The sequence below is a fragment of the Arthrobacter sp. Bi83 genome (assembly GCF_918698095.1).
In the GTDB taxonomy this organism is placed as follows: domain Bacteria; phylum Actinomycetota; class Actinomycetes; order Actinomycetales; family Micrococcaceae; genus Arthrobacter.
The window spans coordinates 60,478-77,139 of record NZ_CAKKLY010000012.1; the positions used below are offsets into that span (position 1 = coordinate 60,478).

General features: G+C 63.8%; 21 protein-coding genes. 7 read left to right on the forward strand and 14 right to left on the reverse strand.

Features of this window, described 5'->3' with window-relative positions; all coding sequences use genetic code 11:
• Positions 1-267: 267 nt before the first annotated feature.
• Complete coding sequence (locus LQ144_RS08015; protein ID WP_230118047.1) at positions 268-972, forward strand: endonuclease/exonuclease/phosphatase family protein; 705 nt, start codon at positions 268-270, stop codon at positions 970-972.
• On the opposite strand, the gene LQ144_RS08020 is transcribed toward LQ144_RS08015, so the two are convergent.
• The 4 genes from LQ144_RS08020 to LQ144_RS08035 form a co-directional block, all read right to left on the reverse strand.
• Entirely contained in the window at positions 943-1,449 is a 507-nt protein-coding gene (locus LQ144_RS08020) for a hypothetical protein (protein ID WP_230118048.1), read from the reverse strand. The genes LQ144_RS08015 and LQ144_RS08020 overlap by 30 nt on opposite strands.
• A gap of 46 nt (positions 1,450-1,495) precedes the next feature.
• Positions 1,496-1,684 (reverse strand): DUF1918 domain-containing protein, encoded by a 189-nt coding sequence (locus LQ144_RS08025; RefSeq protein ID WP_230118049.1) that lies wholly within the window; start codon positions 1,682-1,684, stop codon positions 1,496-1,498.
• Positions 1,685-1,768: 84 nt separating this feature from the next.
• Positions 1,769-2,122: a TraR/DksA C4-type zinc finger protein gene (locus LQ144_RS08030; protein ID WP_230118050.1), complete on the reverse strand. Its 354-nt coding sequence runs from the start codon at positions 2,120-2,122 to the stop codon at positions 1,769-1,771.
• Between the two features lie 11 nt (positions 2,123-2,133).
• A complete protein-coding gene (locus LQ144_RS08035) occupies positions 2,134-2,658 on the reverse strand; it encodes an NUDIX domain-containing protein (protein ID WP_230118051.1) in 525 nt (174 codons plus the stop codon).
• Positions 2,659-2,690: 32 nt separating this feature from the next.
• Here LQ144_RS08035 and LQ144_RS08040 point away from each other — a divergent pair, with 32 nt between their 5' ends.
• Positions 2,691-3,197, forward strand: a complete 507-nt coding sequence (locus tag LQ144_RS08040; RefSeq protein WP_230118052.1) for a metallophosphoesterase — start codon at positions 2,691-2,693, stop codon at positions 3,195-3,197.
• Here LQ144_RS08040 and LQ144_RS08045 read toward each other — a convergent pair.
• Entirely contained in the window at positions 3,184-3,360 is a 177-nt protein-coding gene (locus tag LQ144_RS08045) for a CsbD family protein (protein ID WP_230118053.1), read from the reverse strand. The genes LQ144_RS08040 and LQ144_RS08045 overlap by 14 nt on opposite strands.
• Before the next feature lie 332 nt (positions 3,361-3,692).
• A complete protein-coding gene (locus LQ144_RS08050) occupies positions 3,693-4,142 on the reverse strand; it encodes a DUF1810 domain-containing protein (RefSeq protein ID WP_230118054.1) in 450 nt (149 codons plus the stop codon).
• 441 nt (positions 4,143-4,583) lie between these two features.
• Here LQ144_RS08050 and LQ144_RS08055 point away from each other — a divergent pair, with 441 nt between their 5' ends.
• Positions 4,584-5,900 carry an ammonium transporter gene (locus tag LQ144_RS08055; protein WP_230118055.1) on the forward strand — a complete coding sequence of 439 codons (1,317 nt, stop codon included), beginning with the start codon at positions 4,584-4,586 and terminating at the stop codon, positions 5,898-5,900.
• A gap of 24 nt (positions 5,901-5,924) precedes the next feature.
• On the opposite strand, the gene LQ144_RS08060 is transcribed toward LQ144_RS08055, so the two are convergent.
• Entirely contained in the window at positions 5,925-6,578 is a 654-nt protein-coding gene (locus tag LQ144_RS08060; RefSeq protein ID WP_230118056.1) for a DNA alkylation repair protein, read from the reverse strand.
• Positions 6,579-6,743: 165 nt separating this feature from the next.
• Here LQ144_RS08060 and LQ144_RS08065 point away from each other — a divergent pair, with 165 nt between their 5' ends.
• From LQ144_RS08065 to LQ144_RS08075, 3 genes are all read left to right on the forward strand, one after another.
• Positions 6,744-6,977: a hypothetical protein gene (locus LQ144_RS08065; protein WP_230118057.1), complete on the forward strand. Its 234-nt coding sequence runs from the start codon at positions 6,744-6,746 to the stop codon at positions 6,975-6,977.
• A gap of 207 nt (positions 6,978-7,184) precedes the next feature.
• Positions 7,185-7,562, forward strand: coding sequence for a cupin domain-containing protein (locus LQ144_RS08070; protein WP_230118058.1), 378 nt, complete (start codon positions 7,185-7,187; stop codon positions 7,560-7,562).
• A gap of 613 nt (positions 7,563-8,175) precedes the next feature.
• Complete coding sequence (locus LQ144_RS08075) at positions 8,176-9,027, forward strand: glycoside hydrolase family 16 protein (RefSeq protein ID WP_230118059.1); 852 nt, start codon at positions 8,176-8,178, stop codon at positions 9,025-9,027.
• Between the two features lie 106 nt (positions 9,028-9,133).
• On the opposite strand, the gene LQ144_RS08080 is transcribed toward LQ144_RS08075, so the two are convergent.
• Together LQ144_RS08080 and LQ144_RS08085 are read right to left on the reverse strand one after the other, a co-directional pair.
• Positions 9,134-9,553 carry a nuclear transport factor 2 family protein gene (locus LQ144_RS08080; RefSeq protein ID WP_230118060.1) on the reverse strand — a complete coding sequence of 140 codons (420 nt, stop codon included), beginning with the start codon at positions 9,551-9,553 and terminating at the stop codon, positions 9,134-9,136.
• Between the two features lie 21 nt (positions 9,554-9,574).
• On the reverse strand, positions 9,575-10,792 hold the full coding sequence (locus tag LQ144_RS08085) for a pyridoxal phosphate-dependent aminotransferase (RefSeq protein WP_230118084.1): 1,218 nt from the start codon (positions 10,790-10,792) through the stop codon (positions 9,575-9,577).
• Positions 10,793-10,956: 164 nt separating this feature from the next.
• On the opposite strand from LQ144_RS08085, the gene LQ144_RS08090 reads away from it, so the two are divergent.
• Positions 10,957-11,847, forward strand: a complete 891-nt coding sequence (locus LQ144_RS08090; protein ID WP_230118061.1) for a ribonuclease Z — start codon at positions 10,957-10,959, stop codon at positions 11,845-11,847.
• A gap of 71 nt (positions 11,848-11,918) precedes the next feature.
• On the opposite strand, the gene LQ144_RS08095 is transcribed toward LQ144_RS08090, so the two are convergent.
• The 5 genes from LQ144_RS08095 to LQ144_RS08115 form a co-directional block, all read right to left on the reverse strand.
• Positions 11,919-12,893 carry a dienelactone hydrolase family protein gene (locus LQ144_RS08095; RefSeq protein ID WP_230118062.1) on the reverse strand — a complete coding sequence of 325 codons (975 nt, stop codon included), beginning with the start codon at positions 12,891-12,893 and terminating at the stop codon, positions 11,919-11,921.
• A gap of 108 nt (positions 12,894-13,001) precedes the next feature.
• Positions 13,002-13,577 (reverse strand): hypothetical protein, encoded by a 576-nt coding sequence (locus tag LQ144_RS08100; RefSeq protein ID WP_230118063.1) that lies wholly within the window; start codon positions 13,575-13,577, stop codon positions 13,002-13,004.
• 72 nt (positions 13,578-13,649) lie between these two features.
• Positions 13,650-15,923, reverse strand: coding sequence for a DNA/RNA non-specific endonuclease (locus LQ144_RS08105; protein WP_230118064.1), 2,274 nt, complete (start codon positions 15,921-15,923; stop codon positions 13,650-13,652).
• A 31-nt stretch (positions 15,924-15,954) separates the two neighbouring features.
• On the reverse strand, positions 15,955-16,335 hold the full coding sequence (locus LQ144_RS08110) for a DUF6507 family protein (protein ID WP_230118065.1): 381 nt from the start codon (positions 16,333-16,335) through the stop codon (positions 15,955-15,957).
• Positions 16,336-16,355: 20 nt separating this feature from the next.
• Positions 16,356-16,661, reverse strand: a complete 306-nt coding sequence (locus LQ144_RS08115) for a pore-forming ESAT-6 family protein (protein WP_230118066.1) — start codon at positions 16,659-16,661, stop codon at positions 16,356-16,358.
• Position 16,662 lies beyond the last annotated feature (1 nt).

Genomic DNA, 16,662 nt, shown 5'->3' on the forward strand with positions numbered 1-16,662 from the left:
GATCATCCCGAATCACCCTATCGCTTCGCGCCCCGGGCAGATGTCCCAGGCCCCCTGCTTCGGGGGCACCGGATCCTCCGGCCACTCGGGGGCGGGGACGGCTCCACATCGGACAACGACACCGACGACGGCCGCGGCTGGGTGCTGGTCCCGCCTGGTCGCGGCGCCGCCGGACGCGCGCGCTTAAAGCTCCCGTTCTCCATATGATGTTCTGGGTAGACTCGGAGACTGGTCCTTCTAGCAGCCCTCAGAAGAGGTGTTCCACTGATGCGAGTAATTAGCTACAACCTCCGCAAGCACAAGGCGAGCGGCGAGCTGGTCAATCTGGCCCGCAACTTCGGGGTCGATGCCCTTTGCCTGCAGGAGTGCGATTCAGCCGACCTGCCCGACACCCTCGGCCCCCTGCACTTGGCCGACTTCACCAAGGGCAACCGGCTCGGCTTGGCAATCTACTACCGCACCGAACGGTTCACGGCGCTGGAAACCAAGACCTTTGCCCTGAAGAAGTCCATGCACGACCGTGTGATGGCGCCCGCCCACGAGCGTCTGATCGGCACCCGAATGGTGGACAACGAGACGGACCACGAATTGGTCATCGGTTCCTTCCACGCGGCGCCGCTGACCGCCTCGAATTCGCTCCGCCGCAAGCAGATCCATGCCGCGCACGCGGAGCTGCTGAGCATGGGCAGCGGGCTCATGACGCTGATGGTCGGGGACTTCAACTACCCCTTCTTCACCAAGAGTCTGCACGCCAACATGAAGGACTCGGGTTACGCCCTGTCGCTCAGTAACCGCAGGACCTATACGCGCTACAAGGTCTTCAAAGGCCACTTCGACTTCGCGACGTCCCTGGGGCTGGACATTGAAAGCGTTGAGACGCTGCCCCGCGGCAAGTCCGACCACCTGCCTATCCTGGTCACCGCGGAATACGGTCAGGACCGCTCACCGATCAAACAGCAGCCCGTTTCCTGACCCGGCAGTTCCTGGCAGGGGCATTCCTTTCAGGGGCATTCCCTTCAGGGAATCGCCCGCCAGCGGAATGACGTCGATCAGGGCATTCCGGCCAACGACCACCAGCACATACTCGCCCTCGGCCCACCATGGCGCCCCGATCGAATGAGTGCCAGTGAATCCCTGAAGGCCGGAATCGAGCAGCGCCCCCAAAGCGCTGACCGCCCCGCCGGCGCCGATCAGCAGTCCGAACACCGAGCCCGCCACGGTGGGCACCTCTGCGAGCCGGCCGGGCCCTTTGGCAGGATGCAGCCACATCCACCGTTGCCACCCCCACACAGCGGCCCAGACCAGACAGATGGCGAGTCGCCACGGGGCGGTTTGCACGAGCCATCTTCCGTTGACCTTGACGAGATCAAACACATCCTCGGTCTCGTACTCCGGGTTCCCGAAAGGGCCCGACCCGTTCGAGGCCGGCGATGATGAAAAGAATGACAATCAGGATCCTGTCGGGCCGCCTCGTGGATGCGCTCACTGGAGGGGACTATGTGGGGCGGTGCTCGACAGTGAAGTCGCCGCCGGGATACATAATCGTCTCGTGGCCGTCGTCAAAGCGGACGTGGTACGGCGGGGTTCCGTTGGGCCCGCGGACTTCCAGAATCTCACCATGCCGGTCCGACGATTCAACCGTCCTACCGTGTATGATGATGCGGTCTCCCTGGGTTGCCTCCATGGCAATCACCTCCCAGCCCTAGCGTACGGTGCTGGCCCCATCTTCGGAACAGGCCGTCAGGACAGGATGACGGGCCGTGTTTCGTCAGGCTTTGCCCCGCGCGTGACGGATGCAAAATGGCGTCCACGGCCGCGCCTCAAGCCGCCCCTCCCCGATTTGCTCCCCGCAGATGGAGCATGAACCGTAAGTGCCTGCGGAGATCCGCTCCAGGGCGGCCTCGACCTGTGTCAGGCCGGACCTGCTTTGGTCCAGCAGTGCCGAGGCCTGGGACAGTTCGAAGGCGATAGTGGCGCCTTCAGGATCGTGCTCGTCGTCGACATTGGAGTTCTGGCGGGCGGCGTTGGCCGAGGCAATGTCGGCGCGGAGCGCGGGCAGCAGGGCGAGTTTGCGGGCTCGTTCCGCTTCAAGAAGCATCCGGAACCGCTCGACATCAATCATGCAGCAGCGGGTCAGTCATGAAGCACCGGCCGTTCGTGCTCGAGCAGTTTCTCGCTGAGTGCTGGCCAAGACGCAGCGAAGGCGGGGTGAAGGTTGAGCCCGGCCACATCGTCGACGGGGATCCACTTCAGTTCAATGCTTTCGGGGTCGGTGATGGCGGCTTCGAACGGCTCCAGGACGACGACCGCGACAGTCGTGTAGGACCAGTAGCCGACGTCGAACACAGAGGTGAACAGGACCCTGACGTTCTCCTCCGGGACAGCGGCCTCTTCGAAGGCTTCCCGGAGTGCACCGGTGACAGGGTCCTCTCCCTGATGGAGCGCGCCGCCGGGAAGGCCCCACGTACCGCCGTGGTCGCTCCACGTGGCGCGGTGCTGCAGCAGGATGCCCTTCTCCGCATCATGGGCCAGGAGCCCTGCTGAACCGAACCGGCCCCAGAATCGCCCGCGCTCCCCTTCCACCCAGGCGTCGCCGGGATCACGCGGGCCGAACGGGCGGCGGGGATCTCCGGGCGGCGGCGAAACCATATTCTCCATCGTTCCAGTGTGCCCCATGGGAAGATGCTTTGATGAGCCTGCGGCTGCTTCTTGTTTCCGACACCCACGTCCCCAAGCGGGCCAGGACGCTGCCTGAACAGGTGTGGGCCGCCGTCGCCGAAGCGGACGTGGTGTTCCACGCCGGGGACTGGGTGACGGCGGAACTACTGGACGAGTTCGAGCGGCGCAGCCGCAGGCTGATCGGTGTATGGGGCAACAACGACGGCGGCGACGTGCGGCAGCGGCTGCCCGAGACGGCCAGCGTCACGTTGGACGGCGTGCGCTTCAGCATGATCCACGAGACCGGGCCGGCGAAAGGGCGGGAAGATCGCTGCGAAGCGCTCTTCCCGGACGCAGACGTCGTGGTCTTCGGCCACTCGCACATTCCCTGGGACACGACGTCGGGCTGTGGCCTGCGCCTGCTCAACCCCGGCTCACCCACCGACCGCCGGCGCCAGCCCGTGTGCACGTACATGACGGCCGCCGTCGGCGACGGCCGCCTGCTGGACGTGGAACTGGTCGAGGTCAGTCGTGCTTGAAGGCGTCCTTGACCTTTTCGCCAGCCTGCTTGATGTCGGCTTTGGCCTGGTCGGCCTTGCCTTCCGCTTCGAGGCCTTCATCGTCTCTGGCCTTGCCAGCGCCTTCTTTGGCCTTGCCGCCAAGCTTTTCTGCTGCGTTATCAATCTTGTCGCCCAGACCCATGGCTGTCCTTCCGTCGTGCCCCCGCTCGCTGCGGACCGGCTCGTGTTTCCAGTGTAGGACCGCCGACCCGACCGGAGAAGGAGTCGGGCGGATGGCTGCAGAATATGGGCTGACCCCCCATTTGGGGGGTGCGGGACGGACCACCAGATCGGGTCTGAAGCCCGGGCTTTTCCCAAGAGACAGCAGTGAGAGTAGCTGTGTCCTGAAGTTGAAGGAAGCCGCGAACCGTCGATGAGGGACTGCCGGGTCCGGGCGCACTCCCCCCGAAACGCCGGACCCGGCTACAACGCCTGCCTGGCCGCTCAGCCCATCCGCTCACCCCCAAGAAGGGGTCAGCGGCGAGGTCGCTGTTCCGCCAGCAATTCGTCCGTTGCGGAGTCAGGCGTTCCCTGGAAGTACTGATCAAGAATTTTCTGGAAGGCCGGTTCCGCTGGTGCTGCTGCGCGCAAGAACAAGGTCACGGAAGAATGCAGCTTCTGCGCGTCGATGCCGCCGAAGATCTGTCCCGCCGTCCGGTTCTTGAGCCCGGCCACTGCGTCCGCACACTCGGTCAGCCTCGGGCCGAGCACCGGATGCCGGAGGTAAGCCCGCGCCTCATCCAGCGAGGAGATGGCGTACAGCCTGGACGTGGCGCTCTGGCCCAGCCCGGCAATCTGGGGAAACACGAACCACATCCAGTGACCTCTCTTGCTGCCGCCCCGCAGCTCGGCCAGTGCCTGATCGTAGGTGCCGCCGTCGTTCTGGGCGGTCAGAAAGCGATCAAGGTTATAGGGATCATCCACAGCTGCTCCTCGGTCGTCGACGGGGTTCCCGCACTGTACAGACGGGTTTCCCGCACTGCACATACGCCATCGTGGGCGCGCCGCGAGGTGGCGGTCAACATCCCGGCCGCCGCACGGCCACTCCGGATGCCCGGTTAGGAGCCGTTCACGCAGCCGTAATGAACCGCTGCTGGACGTGTTTTCACCGAGCCATTCCGGCCAAGGCGCGTGTTTCCGCTCCAAAGGCCTTGTGAGCGCCCAATAAGGCCGCGCCTCAAGCGGCTCCGTTAACATTCCGGAAACAGATCGGTCATGCGGGCTTTACTTTAGGACGATTTCTGAAACGTTGACGTAACTCGGCTAGCCATGGCCTGAAACAAACGTCCACGAGTATCGATACGGGGGAAATCGGCCGGCATCATCGGAGCCCGGTTGGCAAACTTGATGCGAAGGGACACACTGGTGGAACTCACTGCGGGAAACGTCTGGGTAATGGTGTCGGCGGCACTCGTTCTACTCATGACCCCAGGTCTGGGCCTCTTCTACGGCGGCATGACCCGTGCGAAGGCTGCCCTCAACATGATCATGATGAGCTTCGTCTCGGCGGGCATTGTCGGAGTCGTCTGGGTCCTCTGGGGTTATTCGATGAGCGGCGGCGAAGGCTTCCTGGGCGTGTTCGGCAATCCGTTCGCCAGTTTCGGCCTCTCCAACATCGTTGGTTCTGACCTGATCAAGGCCGGCTTCAGCGGAACGTTCGCCATGGTCACCGTGGCCCTGATCAGCGGCGCCATCGCAGACCGGGCGAAGTTCACCGCCTGGGTCATTTTCGTCCCGCTCTGGATCACAGCCGTCTACTGCCCCCTCGCTTTCATGGTCTGGGGCGGCGGCCTCATGAGCCACGGCGGAGCGGTCAGCGCAGTCTTCGGACAGGTCATCGACTTCGCCGGCGGCACCGTCGTCGAAATCAGCTCCGGCATCGCTGCCCTGGTTCTTGCCCTCATCATCGGCAAGCGCCACGGCTTCGGCAAGGACGCCAGCCACCGGCCGCACAACGTCCCGTTCATCATGCTCGGCGCGGGGATCCTCTGGTTCGGCTGGTTCGGTTTCAACGCCGGCGCAGCCACCACCGCCGAGCAGGCCGGACTGATCTGGATCAACACGCTTGCGGCTCCGGCAGCGGCGATGCTCAGCTGGCTCGTCACCGAAAAAGTCCGCCATGGCCACCCGACTTCGCTGGGTGCTGCGTCCGGCGCCGTCGCCGGCCTGGTCGCCATCACTCCCGCCTGCGCCAACGTCAGTCCTGTCGCCGCGGTGGCCCTCGGTTTGGTTGCCGGGTTTGCTTCGGCCATGTTCGTGGAGCTGAAGTACAAGTTTGGATTTGACGATTCGCTCGACGTAGTCGGTGTCCACCTCGGTGCCGGGCTTGTCGGCACACTGGCCCTGGGCTTCATCGCCCTGCCCGTCAACGGCGAAGGCGGCGGCCTCTTCTACGGCGGCGGCATCCAGCAGCTCGTTGCCCAGACTGTTGCCGTCCTCATCACCCTTGCACTGTCCGCGTTCATGACGGCCGTCATCGGCATCGCCCTCCACAAGACCATCGGCTTCCGTGTCAGCCATGAGGACGAGGTCACGGGCGTAGACCTGACCGAGCACGCCGAGACCGCGTACGAGTTCGGCGGACTTGGCCCAAGCCAGTTCCACCCGCTCCGCCAGCACATCCACACCATGCCGTCGGCGCAGCAGAGCGTCCAGCCCGAGCCGGAAACGGTCAGCGCCTAAGCGGCTTCGGGTACAGCCGCGGACCTATAAGCCGGTCGAAAGCCGCAGCTCCGGCCGGCTTTTCGCCACTTCATCCAGTACGAAGGAGATTGCCTCACGGGCTGCCCTGCACTCGGGGCCATCGCCCGCGGGTTCCTCGAGAATGGTCCTCGCCTGGCTCGAGAACCTGTCCCAGTCACCCCTGCCGCGCCGAAGTGCCCGCAGCGGCGCCAAGAGGGCAGCACGGCGCAACCAGACGTCAGACTCCTCCGCCCACCGGTCCAGCACAGCGTCAGCCCGTCCCCTACCCTGAGCGTCGAGACCCTCCATCAGGGGACCAACGACGTCCACCGCCAAAGGATCGACCAAGTCGCGCAATCGTGCTGTCCTGACAAAGCCTTCGATACGGGTCAGGTCTGAGTTCATCAGTAGCCGCACTTTGGATTGAAGCAGTACGACGGCGGCGAGGCGGCGTTCAAAAACCGGCACAGCCCAGAGCTCTGAACTCAATGCGGTGACCTCGTCGTGCGTCAGGTCGGAGTGGCGGCGGAGGGCATCGCGGATGGCGCCCCGCACCGCCCCAACCGAGGAGCCGTAGAACTGAAGATCGTCGCCAAGCTTGAGACGCATATCTTCGGCCCGATGCCACGCACCTTCACGTTGAAGGGCGATGTCGATGAACTCGCCAGCCTCACTCACCTGACTATTCTTTCCGGTCCCGCGCCGCGACGTCTAATCCCCCTGATGCACGTGTCTTGGTCAATTGTGAGGGCTTATCCGAGCCGACGGCCGCGCCTATACTCGTTGCACCGGCTCTTTCACTGCGCAGAGGCAGCGACGGAATATTGAAAGGTCGAGGTCGCCGTGGTCACGAACCCGTTTCGGCACCTACAGCACGATGACTCTGAGGCTTCGAAGAAGCACAGGCACAAAACCACCTCATGGCTGCAGCGCGAAGAAAGCCAGTTCAGCCACGGCAACAGCAGCCTGTTCTTCATCGCGCATGACACGCCGTCGCCTCCCGGCGTGACCTGCATCCAGGGGCATGAGGTCAGGCCCGGTGAAACCACCTGCGACCACGGGCATCCCGTCGGTTGATCATCAGCGCAAAGGCACCCCCGGCCATTGAGTCCCGGCCTCGATCGTGGAGTATCGACAACTGCGACCGAACGGAGGAGGCTGTCACCGTACGCAATCTGGTGAATGGTTTGCCACGAAATCTGCGCGCGCGTGCTCATTCTGCTGTCGGGTTTCAGTATCTGACCTGACGGCCCATATCCACCCCACGTTGAAAGAAGGAGTGCAATGCCCACTAACGTTGTCACTCAGCTGGATGTGAAGTCACACAACACCCCTGACGAAAAGCGCCGCCCGGATAAGGCCGCGGTCGACGTCGTCACGGTTGGCGACTACACCATTGGCCGGCTCACATTTGAGCCCGGATGGCGTTGGTCCGAGTCAATCAAGCCCGTGGTCAATACCGACTCGTGCCAGAACAGCCACGTCGGCTTCTGCGTCGCCGGGAAACTGGTCGTCGAAACGACTGATGGGAAACGTATCAACATCACTCAGGGCGATTCGTACACCATCCCGCCAGGCCACGACGCCTGGGTCGAAGGAGACGACTCGTTTACGGGCATCGAGTTCCTGAGCGCTGCCACGTTCGCCAAGGCGGCGGACTAGCCTTACTGCGCCGCCTTGCCGGCTCCCGACGCGGTTTTTGCCTGCAGTCTTTGGGTCCGCGCCGGCTTCCCGGATCGGTGGGCCGGCTTCCCGGATCGGTGGGCCGGCTTCCCGGATCGGTGGGCCGACTTCCCGGATCGGTGACCAGGGAACCTGGCCACCGATCCCTCGGACGCTTGAACACCGGGAGCCCGCTGCATGCAGGCGCCGTTAGATGCGCCAATAGCGCTGATCGGTAGCGGGCAGAGCCCGCGCTGAACGGCAGCGTCGGTCCCACGGGGCCGTTGCGCCCGAAACGTCAAAATCGCCAGCCGACGCCTGCTCCTGCATGGTGACCATTCCCATGCGACCGGACATTGCCAAGCACTCGATTCCATCCTGTCAACCGATTTCGGTTTGCAGTCAATGGTCACGAACAGGTAACGTTGGCGACTGGCCCGGAGGGCTGGCCCGAAAACCGGGCCCCGGATGCCTGAACGCAGGGCTCTGGACCCGTCGGGCGGCACCGTTGCCGCCCCGGCTCCCGTAAAGGGGGCCGAAGAACTTCCGCATGCGTCATCACACCCCGGCTGTGGTTCGTGTGCGCCATTCCTATGCCCGGAGGGGTCCTCTTTTGTCCAAGAACAAGCTCGCCATAGCCATTGCCATCGGCGCCCTGTCCCTGACCGGGTGCAGCGTCGCGCCATCTGCAACCGGCACCACCAGCCCGTCGGTTGCCGCCGATCCAGCCGCGGGTGCTGCAGCCCCCGCGTCCTACGCACGCGGCGCTGCGGCAACGACGGTTGTGCCCGCCTCCTACCTCACCACAGCGAGCACAGACAAGCAGGCCGCCACAAGCCTGCGCTGGGGCCGGGTCCTTGCGGGCGACGAGTTCTCCCGCGCCGGTGCACCGGACGCCACAAAATGGAGCGTCTACAAGGGTTCAGGGCACGCGGGCAAGGGTGTCCGCAGCGCGAAGGCCTGGTCCGTCGCCAACGGCGTGGCCACGGTAAAGGGTGACTCGGCCGGCACCACCGGCGGTATGTCTGCAAAGTTCGGGCGCCAAAAGTACGGCCGATGGGAAACCCGCATGAGGACCAGCGCCCGGGCACCGCAGTACCATCCGGTCCTGATCCTCTGGCCCAACAGCAGCACGGGACCGAAATGCTCCGAGATCGACTATGCCGAGGGCACCTCTGATACCACCAAGATGAAGTTCTTCCTGCACTACGCCTGCGGCGGCTCCAGTTCCCAGACCACGATGGCGAAGGCCGTTGATACGACGCAGTGGCACAACTACGCGGTGGAATGGACTCCTTCCGGCATCACCGGATACATCGACGGCGTGAAGACCTTCACCGACACCAACCGGGCGCACCTGCCGTCGGTTGCCATGCACCAGACACTGCAGCTCGACTGGTTCCCGAACGGGGCACGCACCACGCCTTCTCAGATGCAGGTCGACTGGGTCCGCGTCTACAAGTAAGACGGGCACCAACGCAGGCCTGGCGGGTCCCTGTTTCCTCCCCTCCCTCAAACCGGGAGCGGGAGGAGCATCGGGGCAGCTTCCGCACCGCCCAGGGCCTGCCTGCTCAGTCCCCTGAGCGGCCGGGTCGGCGTCCGGACAGGTCCTGCACCGCTTGCTGGATGCCCACATCTTCGCGCTCGACATTTTCAAGGTAGAGGCGGCCTGCGGTGATGAAGTCTCCAGCCACTTCGAAAAGGGTCACCCCACGGACCTGGAACCGCTGCCCGTCAGTGCGGTTTCCGGACCACAACCATTCGCTCCATGTGGTGTTGCCGTCGTCGACTGAACGGACCACTTCCGCGCGGAAATCAGGAATGCCGGCAAACATCGCCCGCCAGTTTGCGTGCATTTGGGCCCGGCCAACGAAGGCCCTGCCAGGATGCGCCGGCTGCTCGCTTCGGTAGTCCTCGTGGAACAGCGCGGCTGCCGCTTCGAGGTCATGGGCGTTCATTGCCGCCGCCAGTCGATCAACAATTTCACTCACCAGTTCGCTCCCCTTCAGTTGCTAACTGCTCCGGTAGGCCGCAAGGAACGCGGAGATTCTGCGCACTGCTTCCTCGATGTCTTCCACGGATGGAAGGATGACGAAGCGGAAATGGTCAGGCTCGGGCCAATTGAACGCCGTTCCGTGCGAAACCAGGATCTTCTGGTCCCGCAGCAGATCCAGGACAAACTGCTCGTCGTTCTTTACCGGATAGAGCTCTGGATCAAGGCGTGGAAACAAATACATTGCTCCCGCAGCGGGGACGCACGTCACGCCGGGTATGGCGGTGAGCAGTTTCAGCGCTCGGTCACGCTGTTCCCGCAGTCTTCCCCCGGGCCGGATCAGCGCATCGATGCTCTGGTAGCCGCCGAGACAGGTTTGAATCGCGTGCTGGGCAGGGACGTTGGGACACAGGCGGAGGGAAGCCAGCAGTTCCAACCCTTCGCGGTAAGCCAGCGTCGCCGCATGCGGACCGGTGACGGCCACCCAGCCAGCGCGGTAGCCGGGCATGCGGTACGCCTTGGACAGACCGCTGAACGTTAGGCAGCAGACATCGTCCGCCACTGCGGCAGTGTGGATGTGCTCGGCGTCCTCATAGCGGATTTTCTCGTAAATCTCGTCGGAGAAAAGGACGAGGTTGTGCTTGCGTGCCAGGGCGGCGAACTGCTCCAGAACCTGCCGCGGATAGACGGCCCCGGTGGGGTTGTTCGGATTGATAATAACGATCGCTTTAGTGCGCTGGGTGATCTTCGCCTCGACGTCGGCCATGTCCGGCCACCAGTTTTCGTCCTCGTCGCACAGATAATGCACGGGTTTGCCGCCGGTGAGCGAAACGGCGGCGGTCCACAAGGGGTAATCGGGAGCAGGGATGAGAACTTCGTCACCGTTTTCCATGAATGCCTGAAGACTCATGGAAATGAGTTCGCTGACACCGTTGCCAATGAATATATCCTCGACGCCAATCTGCAGGAGACCCCTGGTCTGGTAATACTGTGAGATGGCGGTGCGGGCCGAGAAAATGCCCTTGGAATCGCTGTAGCCCTGGGCGCCGCGCAAGTGGTGGATCATGTCCACCACTACGGATTCAGGCGCTTCAAGTCCGAATTGCGCGGTGTCCCCGAGATTCATTTTGAGAATCCTGTGTCCCTCGGCCTCCATTTGCTTGGCCGTCTGGAGCAGGGGTCCTCGGAGTTCATACCGGACGTTCTGGAGTTTGCTGGAGAGCTGCATCGGACGCATGGTTGATCTTTTCATAATCCCGCCATGCGCCACGTTGTTGCCGCCGATTTGTTTTCGCCAACCCGCGCGCAGCCCATTAGAGATATGAAGTATTGTGCCCCAGCACCCCATGAAGTTGCCCCGCACGATGGCCCTGCGCCGCGAGCCGGTGAGACACTCCCTTCATGCGTGAATTGGTCGTCCTTGGCACGTCCTCCCAGGTTCCGACGCGGACCCGCAACCACAACGGCTACCTGCTGCGTTGGGACGGCGAGGGCCTGCTCTTCGACCCGGGGGAAGGCACTCAGCGGCAGATGATCCACGCCGGAGTCTCGGCCAGCCAAATCACGCGCATCTGCCTCACTCATGTCCACGGCGACCACTGCTTTGGGCTGCCCGGAGTGCTTTCGCGTATGGTTCTGGACGGCTTGGCGCATCCGGTGCACCTGCACTATCCAGCCTCCGGCGAGGACGTGGTCCGGGCGCTCGTGTCCGTCACGCCTCCACGCATTGACCTGCGACTGCACCCGCACTCGGGTCCCGGACAGATCGCGCCGGGGCTGGAAGTGCGGCCACTGAAGCATCGCGTCGAGACCTACGGCTACCGGCTCACCGAGCCGGACGGCCACACACTCCTCCCGGACCGGCTCGCAGCGGCCGGCATTGCAGGGCCGGACATTGGCCGCCTGCAGAGAGACGGCAGCTTGCGCGGAGTGCACCTCAACGAGGTAAGCGTCCGTCGGCGCGGTCAGCGTTTCGCCTTCGTCATGGATACGGCGCCGTGCCGGGGCGCAGAGGAACTCGCGGAAGGAGCTGACCTGCTGGTGGCGGAATCCACCTTCAGTGACGACGACGTCGACCTGGCCGCCCAGTACGCCCACCTCACCGCCGGGCAGGCAGGCGAACTGGCCGCCGCAGCTGGAGTCGGCACGCTCGTCCTCACCCACTTCTCGTCCCGCTATGCGGATGTTAACCTGCTTGCCGGGCAGGCCCGGGCATGCGCCGGCGGGGCAACAGTCGTGGCCGCGAAGGACCTTGACAGGATCACATTCCCCAGCCGGCAGCGGACGCTGTAACGTGCGGGACGCAACCTAGTCGTCATGAGCATACGGGCCACATGGACGCCTCTGCGCCAACGCGCGCACCGTCAGACGTACTTGCCGAACCAGGCCAGTGTGTCGTTCCAGGCGGCGGTCGCCTGCGTTTCGTTGTAGCGATCTCCGGTGTCGTTGTGGAACGCGTGGTCGACGCCGGGATATACCTTGAGCTCGTGGCGGACGTCTGTGGCGGCCAGCGCATCCCGGAACGCCGGCATTGCGCCGGTAATCCGGTCGTCAAGTTCCGCATACACGCCAAAGACCGCCGGCTTGATGGACGGGACCTTGTCCAGATCGGGAGCGGGTCCATAAAACGCCGAGGTTGCCTTCAGACCAGTCAGCTCCGTCGCCGCCTGCCAGGTGATGCCGCCGCCGAAGCAGTAGCCGGTCATGGCGATCCGGTCCGGATCTACGAAGTCCTGGGACTGCAGGTAGCCGAAACCGGCGGAAAAGTCCGCCACGTGGCGTTGTGCTCCGGCCTTGGTCAGTGCCCCAGGGACGGCATCCCGGTCCAAACTCTCCGTGCCTCCCTCCCTGCTCAGCAGGTCCAGCGCCAACGCTGTATATCCGGCCTTGGCGAACCGGCGTGCCACGTCCTGGATATGCGGGGTCAGCCCGCGGTTCTCATGGCAGACCAGCACAGCGGGCCCTGCCTTACTGGCCTCGGAGCGGGCAAGGTAGCCGCTGACGTCTGCTCCGCCGGCAGGGAATCGCACCGTGGCCGTCACCAGGCCCGCCGCACCCTCAGGAACGGAAAGGGGGCTTTTCGCCCCCGGTACTGCGCCGGCGGAAGCCGCGCTCCCGGGAAGCGACGACGAAGGCGCCGGGGTGGGCATGGGATCGGTGCTGCGCGGAACTTCATTCGGCGAGCAACCGACCAGCAGCATCGCGGCCGATGCTGCCGCCATGCTGCCGGTGATGAATGCGACCCTGCGAGTGAATGTGTGCTGGGTCATGGCGCCAGCGCGGTAATCGTCGAAGAATTCCTCGATCAGGTACTTCTCAAACCTGCCAAGCTGGGTCATGAGGGCCTCCTCGAGTTTTGCCGCAAATCCTCCTCCGAAGCCCGTCGTACTTCAAGGGGCGCGGTGCGACCGGTCCCGGTGGTCGTCCGCCGGCAACTACCGATCAGCTCATTGCCCGAAAATCTTCTTGCTGATCTTTGAAAAGACGCCGGGCTCCTTTGTCCGATCAATGACCACGGGATCCACAGAGAAATCCGTGCCGGTATCGGACACGGGCAGACGCTTGTTATCCCAGTCGACAGTTTTCATATCGGCGTTGTACACCGGAGGGGAAACGCCGTCGGCGCGAAAAACATCCCACATCCACTGAGGAATGTGGTCGACAGTACGGGGAAATGCCAATAACTCCGAAGTCAGTACGCCCGCCGTTCCGACTCGCCGGGATGCGACTCCGCCGGCACCTCCGGAAGCCGGAATTTCCTCGTCGAAAACCTCAACGAATCCAGGTGCATCGGGAAATACATGGACGCGTACCGTGATCCAGCTACCGAAACCGGGACGAAACGCGCTCTTCTTGAACTCGCCGAGCCAGGCCAGCTCAGAGACCGGAACGCGGTGGCGGCCCGTAGTAAAGGCCCACGTGTCCCCGGTCCTCATGTCCCCGTATCGGTGTGAGAATCCCGCAAAAGTGGATTGCGTGATGACCAACTCGTCGACGTCGGCAAAGGCGCCATCCGGCCCCATGCACGTTCTCTGGAGAGCTTGGAGGGCCGTCTGCACCTCAGCTGTCCCGGCCGACTGGCTAAAATCTGGCACCTACTTCACTCCCTGAACGAGGTTATCGAAGACGTCGAAGACTTCGCGTTCGCCCGCGAACTCGTACCCAACAGCAATGGAGTGCGGCATTCCGGGCTTAGGCCCGGGCACGTTCTCCATGGACCAGCTCAGATCTACCGCCTGGCCGGCCGCCAGTCGTTGCTTGACGTCGTCCCTCATCGTACGCTCCAACTCGTGGAACGCGGGGCCGCCGGCGTTAGGCACACCGGCGCCGCGATTCTGGAACTCGTGCTGGGCGAACAGGCCGATTCGTTCCCCTGCACCCCCTAGGAACGAGGGTACTGAATGCCCACCCTCGTAGGCCGGTCCGCCGACTCGCTTTCCTGCCAGCAGCTGCTGCCAGGCGTTTCGGTTCATGTTCCCGGCAAAGGTCGACGTGATGCGGCCCGAAACACTCTGGGCATGTCCCGTGGCGTCAGTTGCGTAGGTGAATGTATTTTCGAGGTCTCCGTCGACCTTCGCCACCACGTTGTAGGTCACATTCGGCACCGGCTTATTGAGCTCCGGGGACCACGCACCGCGGACTCCAGCGTAGGTGTCTACCCTGACTACCTTGCCGGTGGCATCCGTGTAGTACTTCTCAATCGAGTCCACGGGTTCATGGGTCACGTGGTTCATCGTTGTGCGGTGTTCAACCACGTACTCCGCGTTGGGCTTGAGTCCCACGCGGTCGGCGAAGCTATCCCTCTTGCTGACCGGGAAATTCGCCTCCCCATGCCGGACCACGATGGTCTGCGTGACAGTCTCGGGTTTTGGAAAGTGTTCAACGGGGCTGACAACCTGCGCCATGGGCGTCTCGGGAACCTTGGCCGCGCGGACATGTGCCGCGGCCGAGTCCAGGCTGTCGGCCATTCGACCCATTGATCCGTGTCCAAGGCTGGCTGCACCGCCGGGTGAAACGGCAACTTTCGGGATCGCCTGATCGGTCGCTCGCAGGAGCGTCGACGCACCTTCCAAGGGACGGACCACCGCATGGTCCCAGACGGCCACCGGCGCTTTCTCAGCTGCCATCCACGCACCTACCTTGACTTTGGTGAGAGCGTCCAGAACGTTGGCGGTTGTTTGTGGCATGACGAGGTCGGAAACTTTCAGTGCCAGCGAACCGGGCTTTGACAGGACCGTTCCGGTGGAATAGAGCCCTTGGGCCGTGGTCCCGAGCAGGGCGGAGACCTTTCCAAGCCGGGCACTGTCCATCGTCGCGATGCTGAGTTTCTCCGCCGCCAGCCCGGCCTTACTGGCGACCGTCCCGGACTTCACTGCGGCGCCGGCCCCGCCGCCAACGAACAAGGAAGCGGTGTTGAATATCGCAGCGCCCATGGCCCAATTCTGGTTTGTGCCCGCTTCGTCCAAATGCGCAAACGATGAAAGAACTGACCCCCAGTCCACAGAACCTGGATTGGTGACCAGGGTGTTGATGCCACCCCAGGCCTGATCGCGCTTTGCCTGGTTTCCAGTGCCAGTCAGGGACCAGACACCGTCCACAAGTTCCACCGCCCCTGCGCCCACACCCTGCAGGAACCCCAAAACCCCGTTCGGGCGGTACGGGACGGTCTGCATGCCCCAGGGCTGCTCTTCGTCGTGGTGGTCGATACCCACGAACGTGCCGGCGTCCCACAGCCAGTCATCCACCCAGTTTCCGGACCGGTGATCCGTCATGGGTGCCTGCGCCACGGTGTGCACGTCTCCTCCGGAGAGCACCGCCAAGGTAGCCGCACAGGTGTTTTGGGCCGCATTATAGTCACTGCGAATGGCCGCGACGTCAGCTGCAAGGGCGTTGCGCCGGCCTGTCAGGTCGGCGTCGCCGCTCCAGTGCTGGGTGACGTTCGTGGTGACCTGCTCACCCTTAACCATCGTGGTCTCTTCCACCGAGGTGGGAAACGAATCGATGTCCGCATCCAGCGAATGAACCCGCCGCCCGTAGGCTTCCAAGCGTTGCTTCAACTCCCGGCAGGTTGAAGAAAACGCGGTGAGGGCAGTCGCCGTCTCCGTTCCGCCGCGCTGCACCCGTTCTGCGGCGGGTGTGACCTTCCCGAAGGCGGCCAAAACAGTTGGAGCATCGTCGGTGGAGTACGACGACCCCAGCCCCTGCCATTGGCTGGCCGAGGAGGAGATGCCCGCCATGAAGTCGTCCGCGTGCCGCTGCAGCCCATGCGCCGCAGCGTCCAGGGCATCGACGTCGGGCAGGCGGAAGCCGCCGCTCGGATCCAGTCCGGACGATCCGGTCTGAACACAGACATCGGGAGCCAAAGCCATTTCGCCGTTCAACCCCTCACTAAAATTCTCATCATTGAACTGTCGCCGAGCCGGCGTTCTTGAAACCTGCCGACTCGTCGCCCGCAAGCACTGCCGCCGCACCGGCACTCCGCTGCGCCGAGGAGGCCATCGCAAGGTCGCCCTGCTGGTAGAAATTCACTGCCTGCACGGTGGACGTGATGATGGTCCCGGACCGTCCCACCACTTCATTGGCTGCGGGCCCTATTCCCAGGTTCAGCACATCATTCAGGGCGGCCAGCACCACGGCTGCTTCGCCCGGGATCGCTGCCGCTGCCTGCTCCAATGACCTGCCCATGCCGACGAGTGCGGGCTGGACGGATTCAACCTGGGCGGCCGTCGCCTTAATGGTCGCCGCTGTCGCAGCGACGTCGATGTTCCACGAGCCTGTCATCAGCCGGACATCCGACCGCGTTAGCCGATGCCCTGCACCGCATTGCGGGCAGAGGTGGCAGCCGTGGAGGCGGATTCGTCGTTAAGGCCGAGCGTGCTGCGGACCAGCGCGACGATTGCCTTGACCTCGTTCGCCGCGTTGCCCCACCGCGCCTCAACCGCCTGGTATTCGGCGTCGACGCCGTCTGCGCGAAAGTCGGCCATCGCTTGGTTGACGTCGGACTGGCGCTGGGCGATGAGGCCTTCGAGTTGGGCGGCGAGCGCCTGAATGTCGCCCTGTACCTGGGCGGAAACGTTGGTGTCGTATGCGATGCGGTTAGCAGTCATG

Bases quoted from the DNA above. Each gene is read 5' to 3' on its own strand.
- LQ144_RS08115 (WP_230118066.1), bottom strand. From the start codon at position 16,661: ATGACTGCTAACCGCATCGCATACGACACCAACGTTTCCGCCCAGGTA.
- LQ144_RS08045 (WP_230118053.1), bottom strand. From the start codon at position 3,360: ATGGGTCTGGGCGACAAGATTGATAACGCAGCAGAAAAGCTTGGCGGC.
- LQ144_RS08015 (WP_230118047.1), top strand. From the start codon at position 268: ATGCGAGTAATTAGCTACAACCTCCGCAAGCACAAGGCGAGCGGCGAG.
- LQ144_RS08085 (WP_230118084.1), bottom strand. From the start codon at position 10,792: ATGCGTCCGATGCAGCTCTCCAGCAAACTCCAGAACGTCCGGTATGAA.
- LQ144_RS08095 (WP_230118062.1), bottom strand. From the start codon at position 12,893: ATGACCCAGCTTGGCAGGTTTGAGAAGTACCTGATCGAGGAATTCTTC.
- LQ144_RS08025 (WP_230118049.1), bottom strand. From the start codon at position 1,684: ATGGAGGCAACCCAGGGAGACCGCATCATCATACACGGTAGGACGGTT.
- LQ144_RS08040 (WP_230118052.1), top strand. From the start codon at position 2,691: ATGAGCCTGCGGCTGCTTCTTGTTTCCGACACCCACGTCCCCAAGCGG.
- LQ144_RS08100 (WP_230118063.1), bottom strand. From the start codon at position 13,577: ATGGGGCCGGATGGCGCCTTTGCCGACGTCGACGAGTTGGTCATCACG.
- LQ144_RS08030 (WP_230118050.1), bottom strand. From the start codon at position 2,122: ATGATTGATGTCGAGCGGTTCCGGATGCTTCTTGAAGCGGAACGAGCC.
- LQ144_RS08070 (WP_230118058.1), top strand. From the start codon at position 7,185: ATGCCCACTAACGTTGTCACTCAGCTGGATGTGAAGTCACACAACACC.
- LQ144_RS08105 (WP_230118064.1), bottom strand. From the start codon at position 15,923: ATGGCTTTGGCTCCCGATGTCTGTGTTCAGACCGGATCGTCCGGACTG.
- LQ144_RS08090 (WP_230118061.1), top strand. From the start codon at position 10,957: ATGCGTGAATTGGTCGTCCTTGGCACGTCCTCCCAGGTTCCGACGCGG.
- LQ144_RS08035 (WP_230118051.1), bottom strand. From the start codon at position 2,658: ATGGAGAATATGGTTTCGCCGCCGCCCGGAGATCCCCGCCGCCCGTTC.
- LQ144_RS08110 (WP_230118065.1), bottom strand. From the start codon at position 16,335: ATGACAGGCTCGTGGAACATCGACGTCGCTGCGACAGCGGCGACCATT.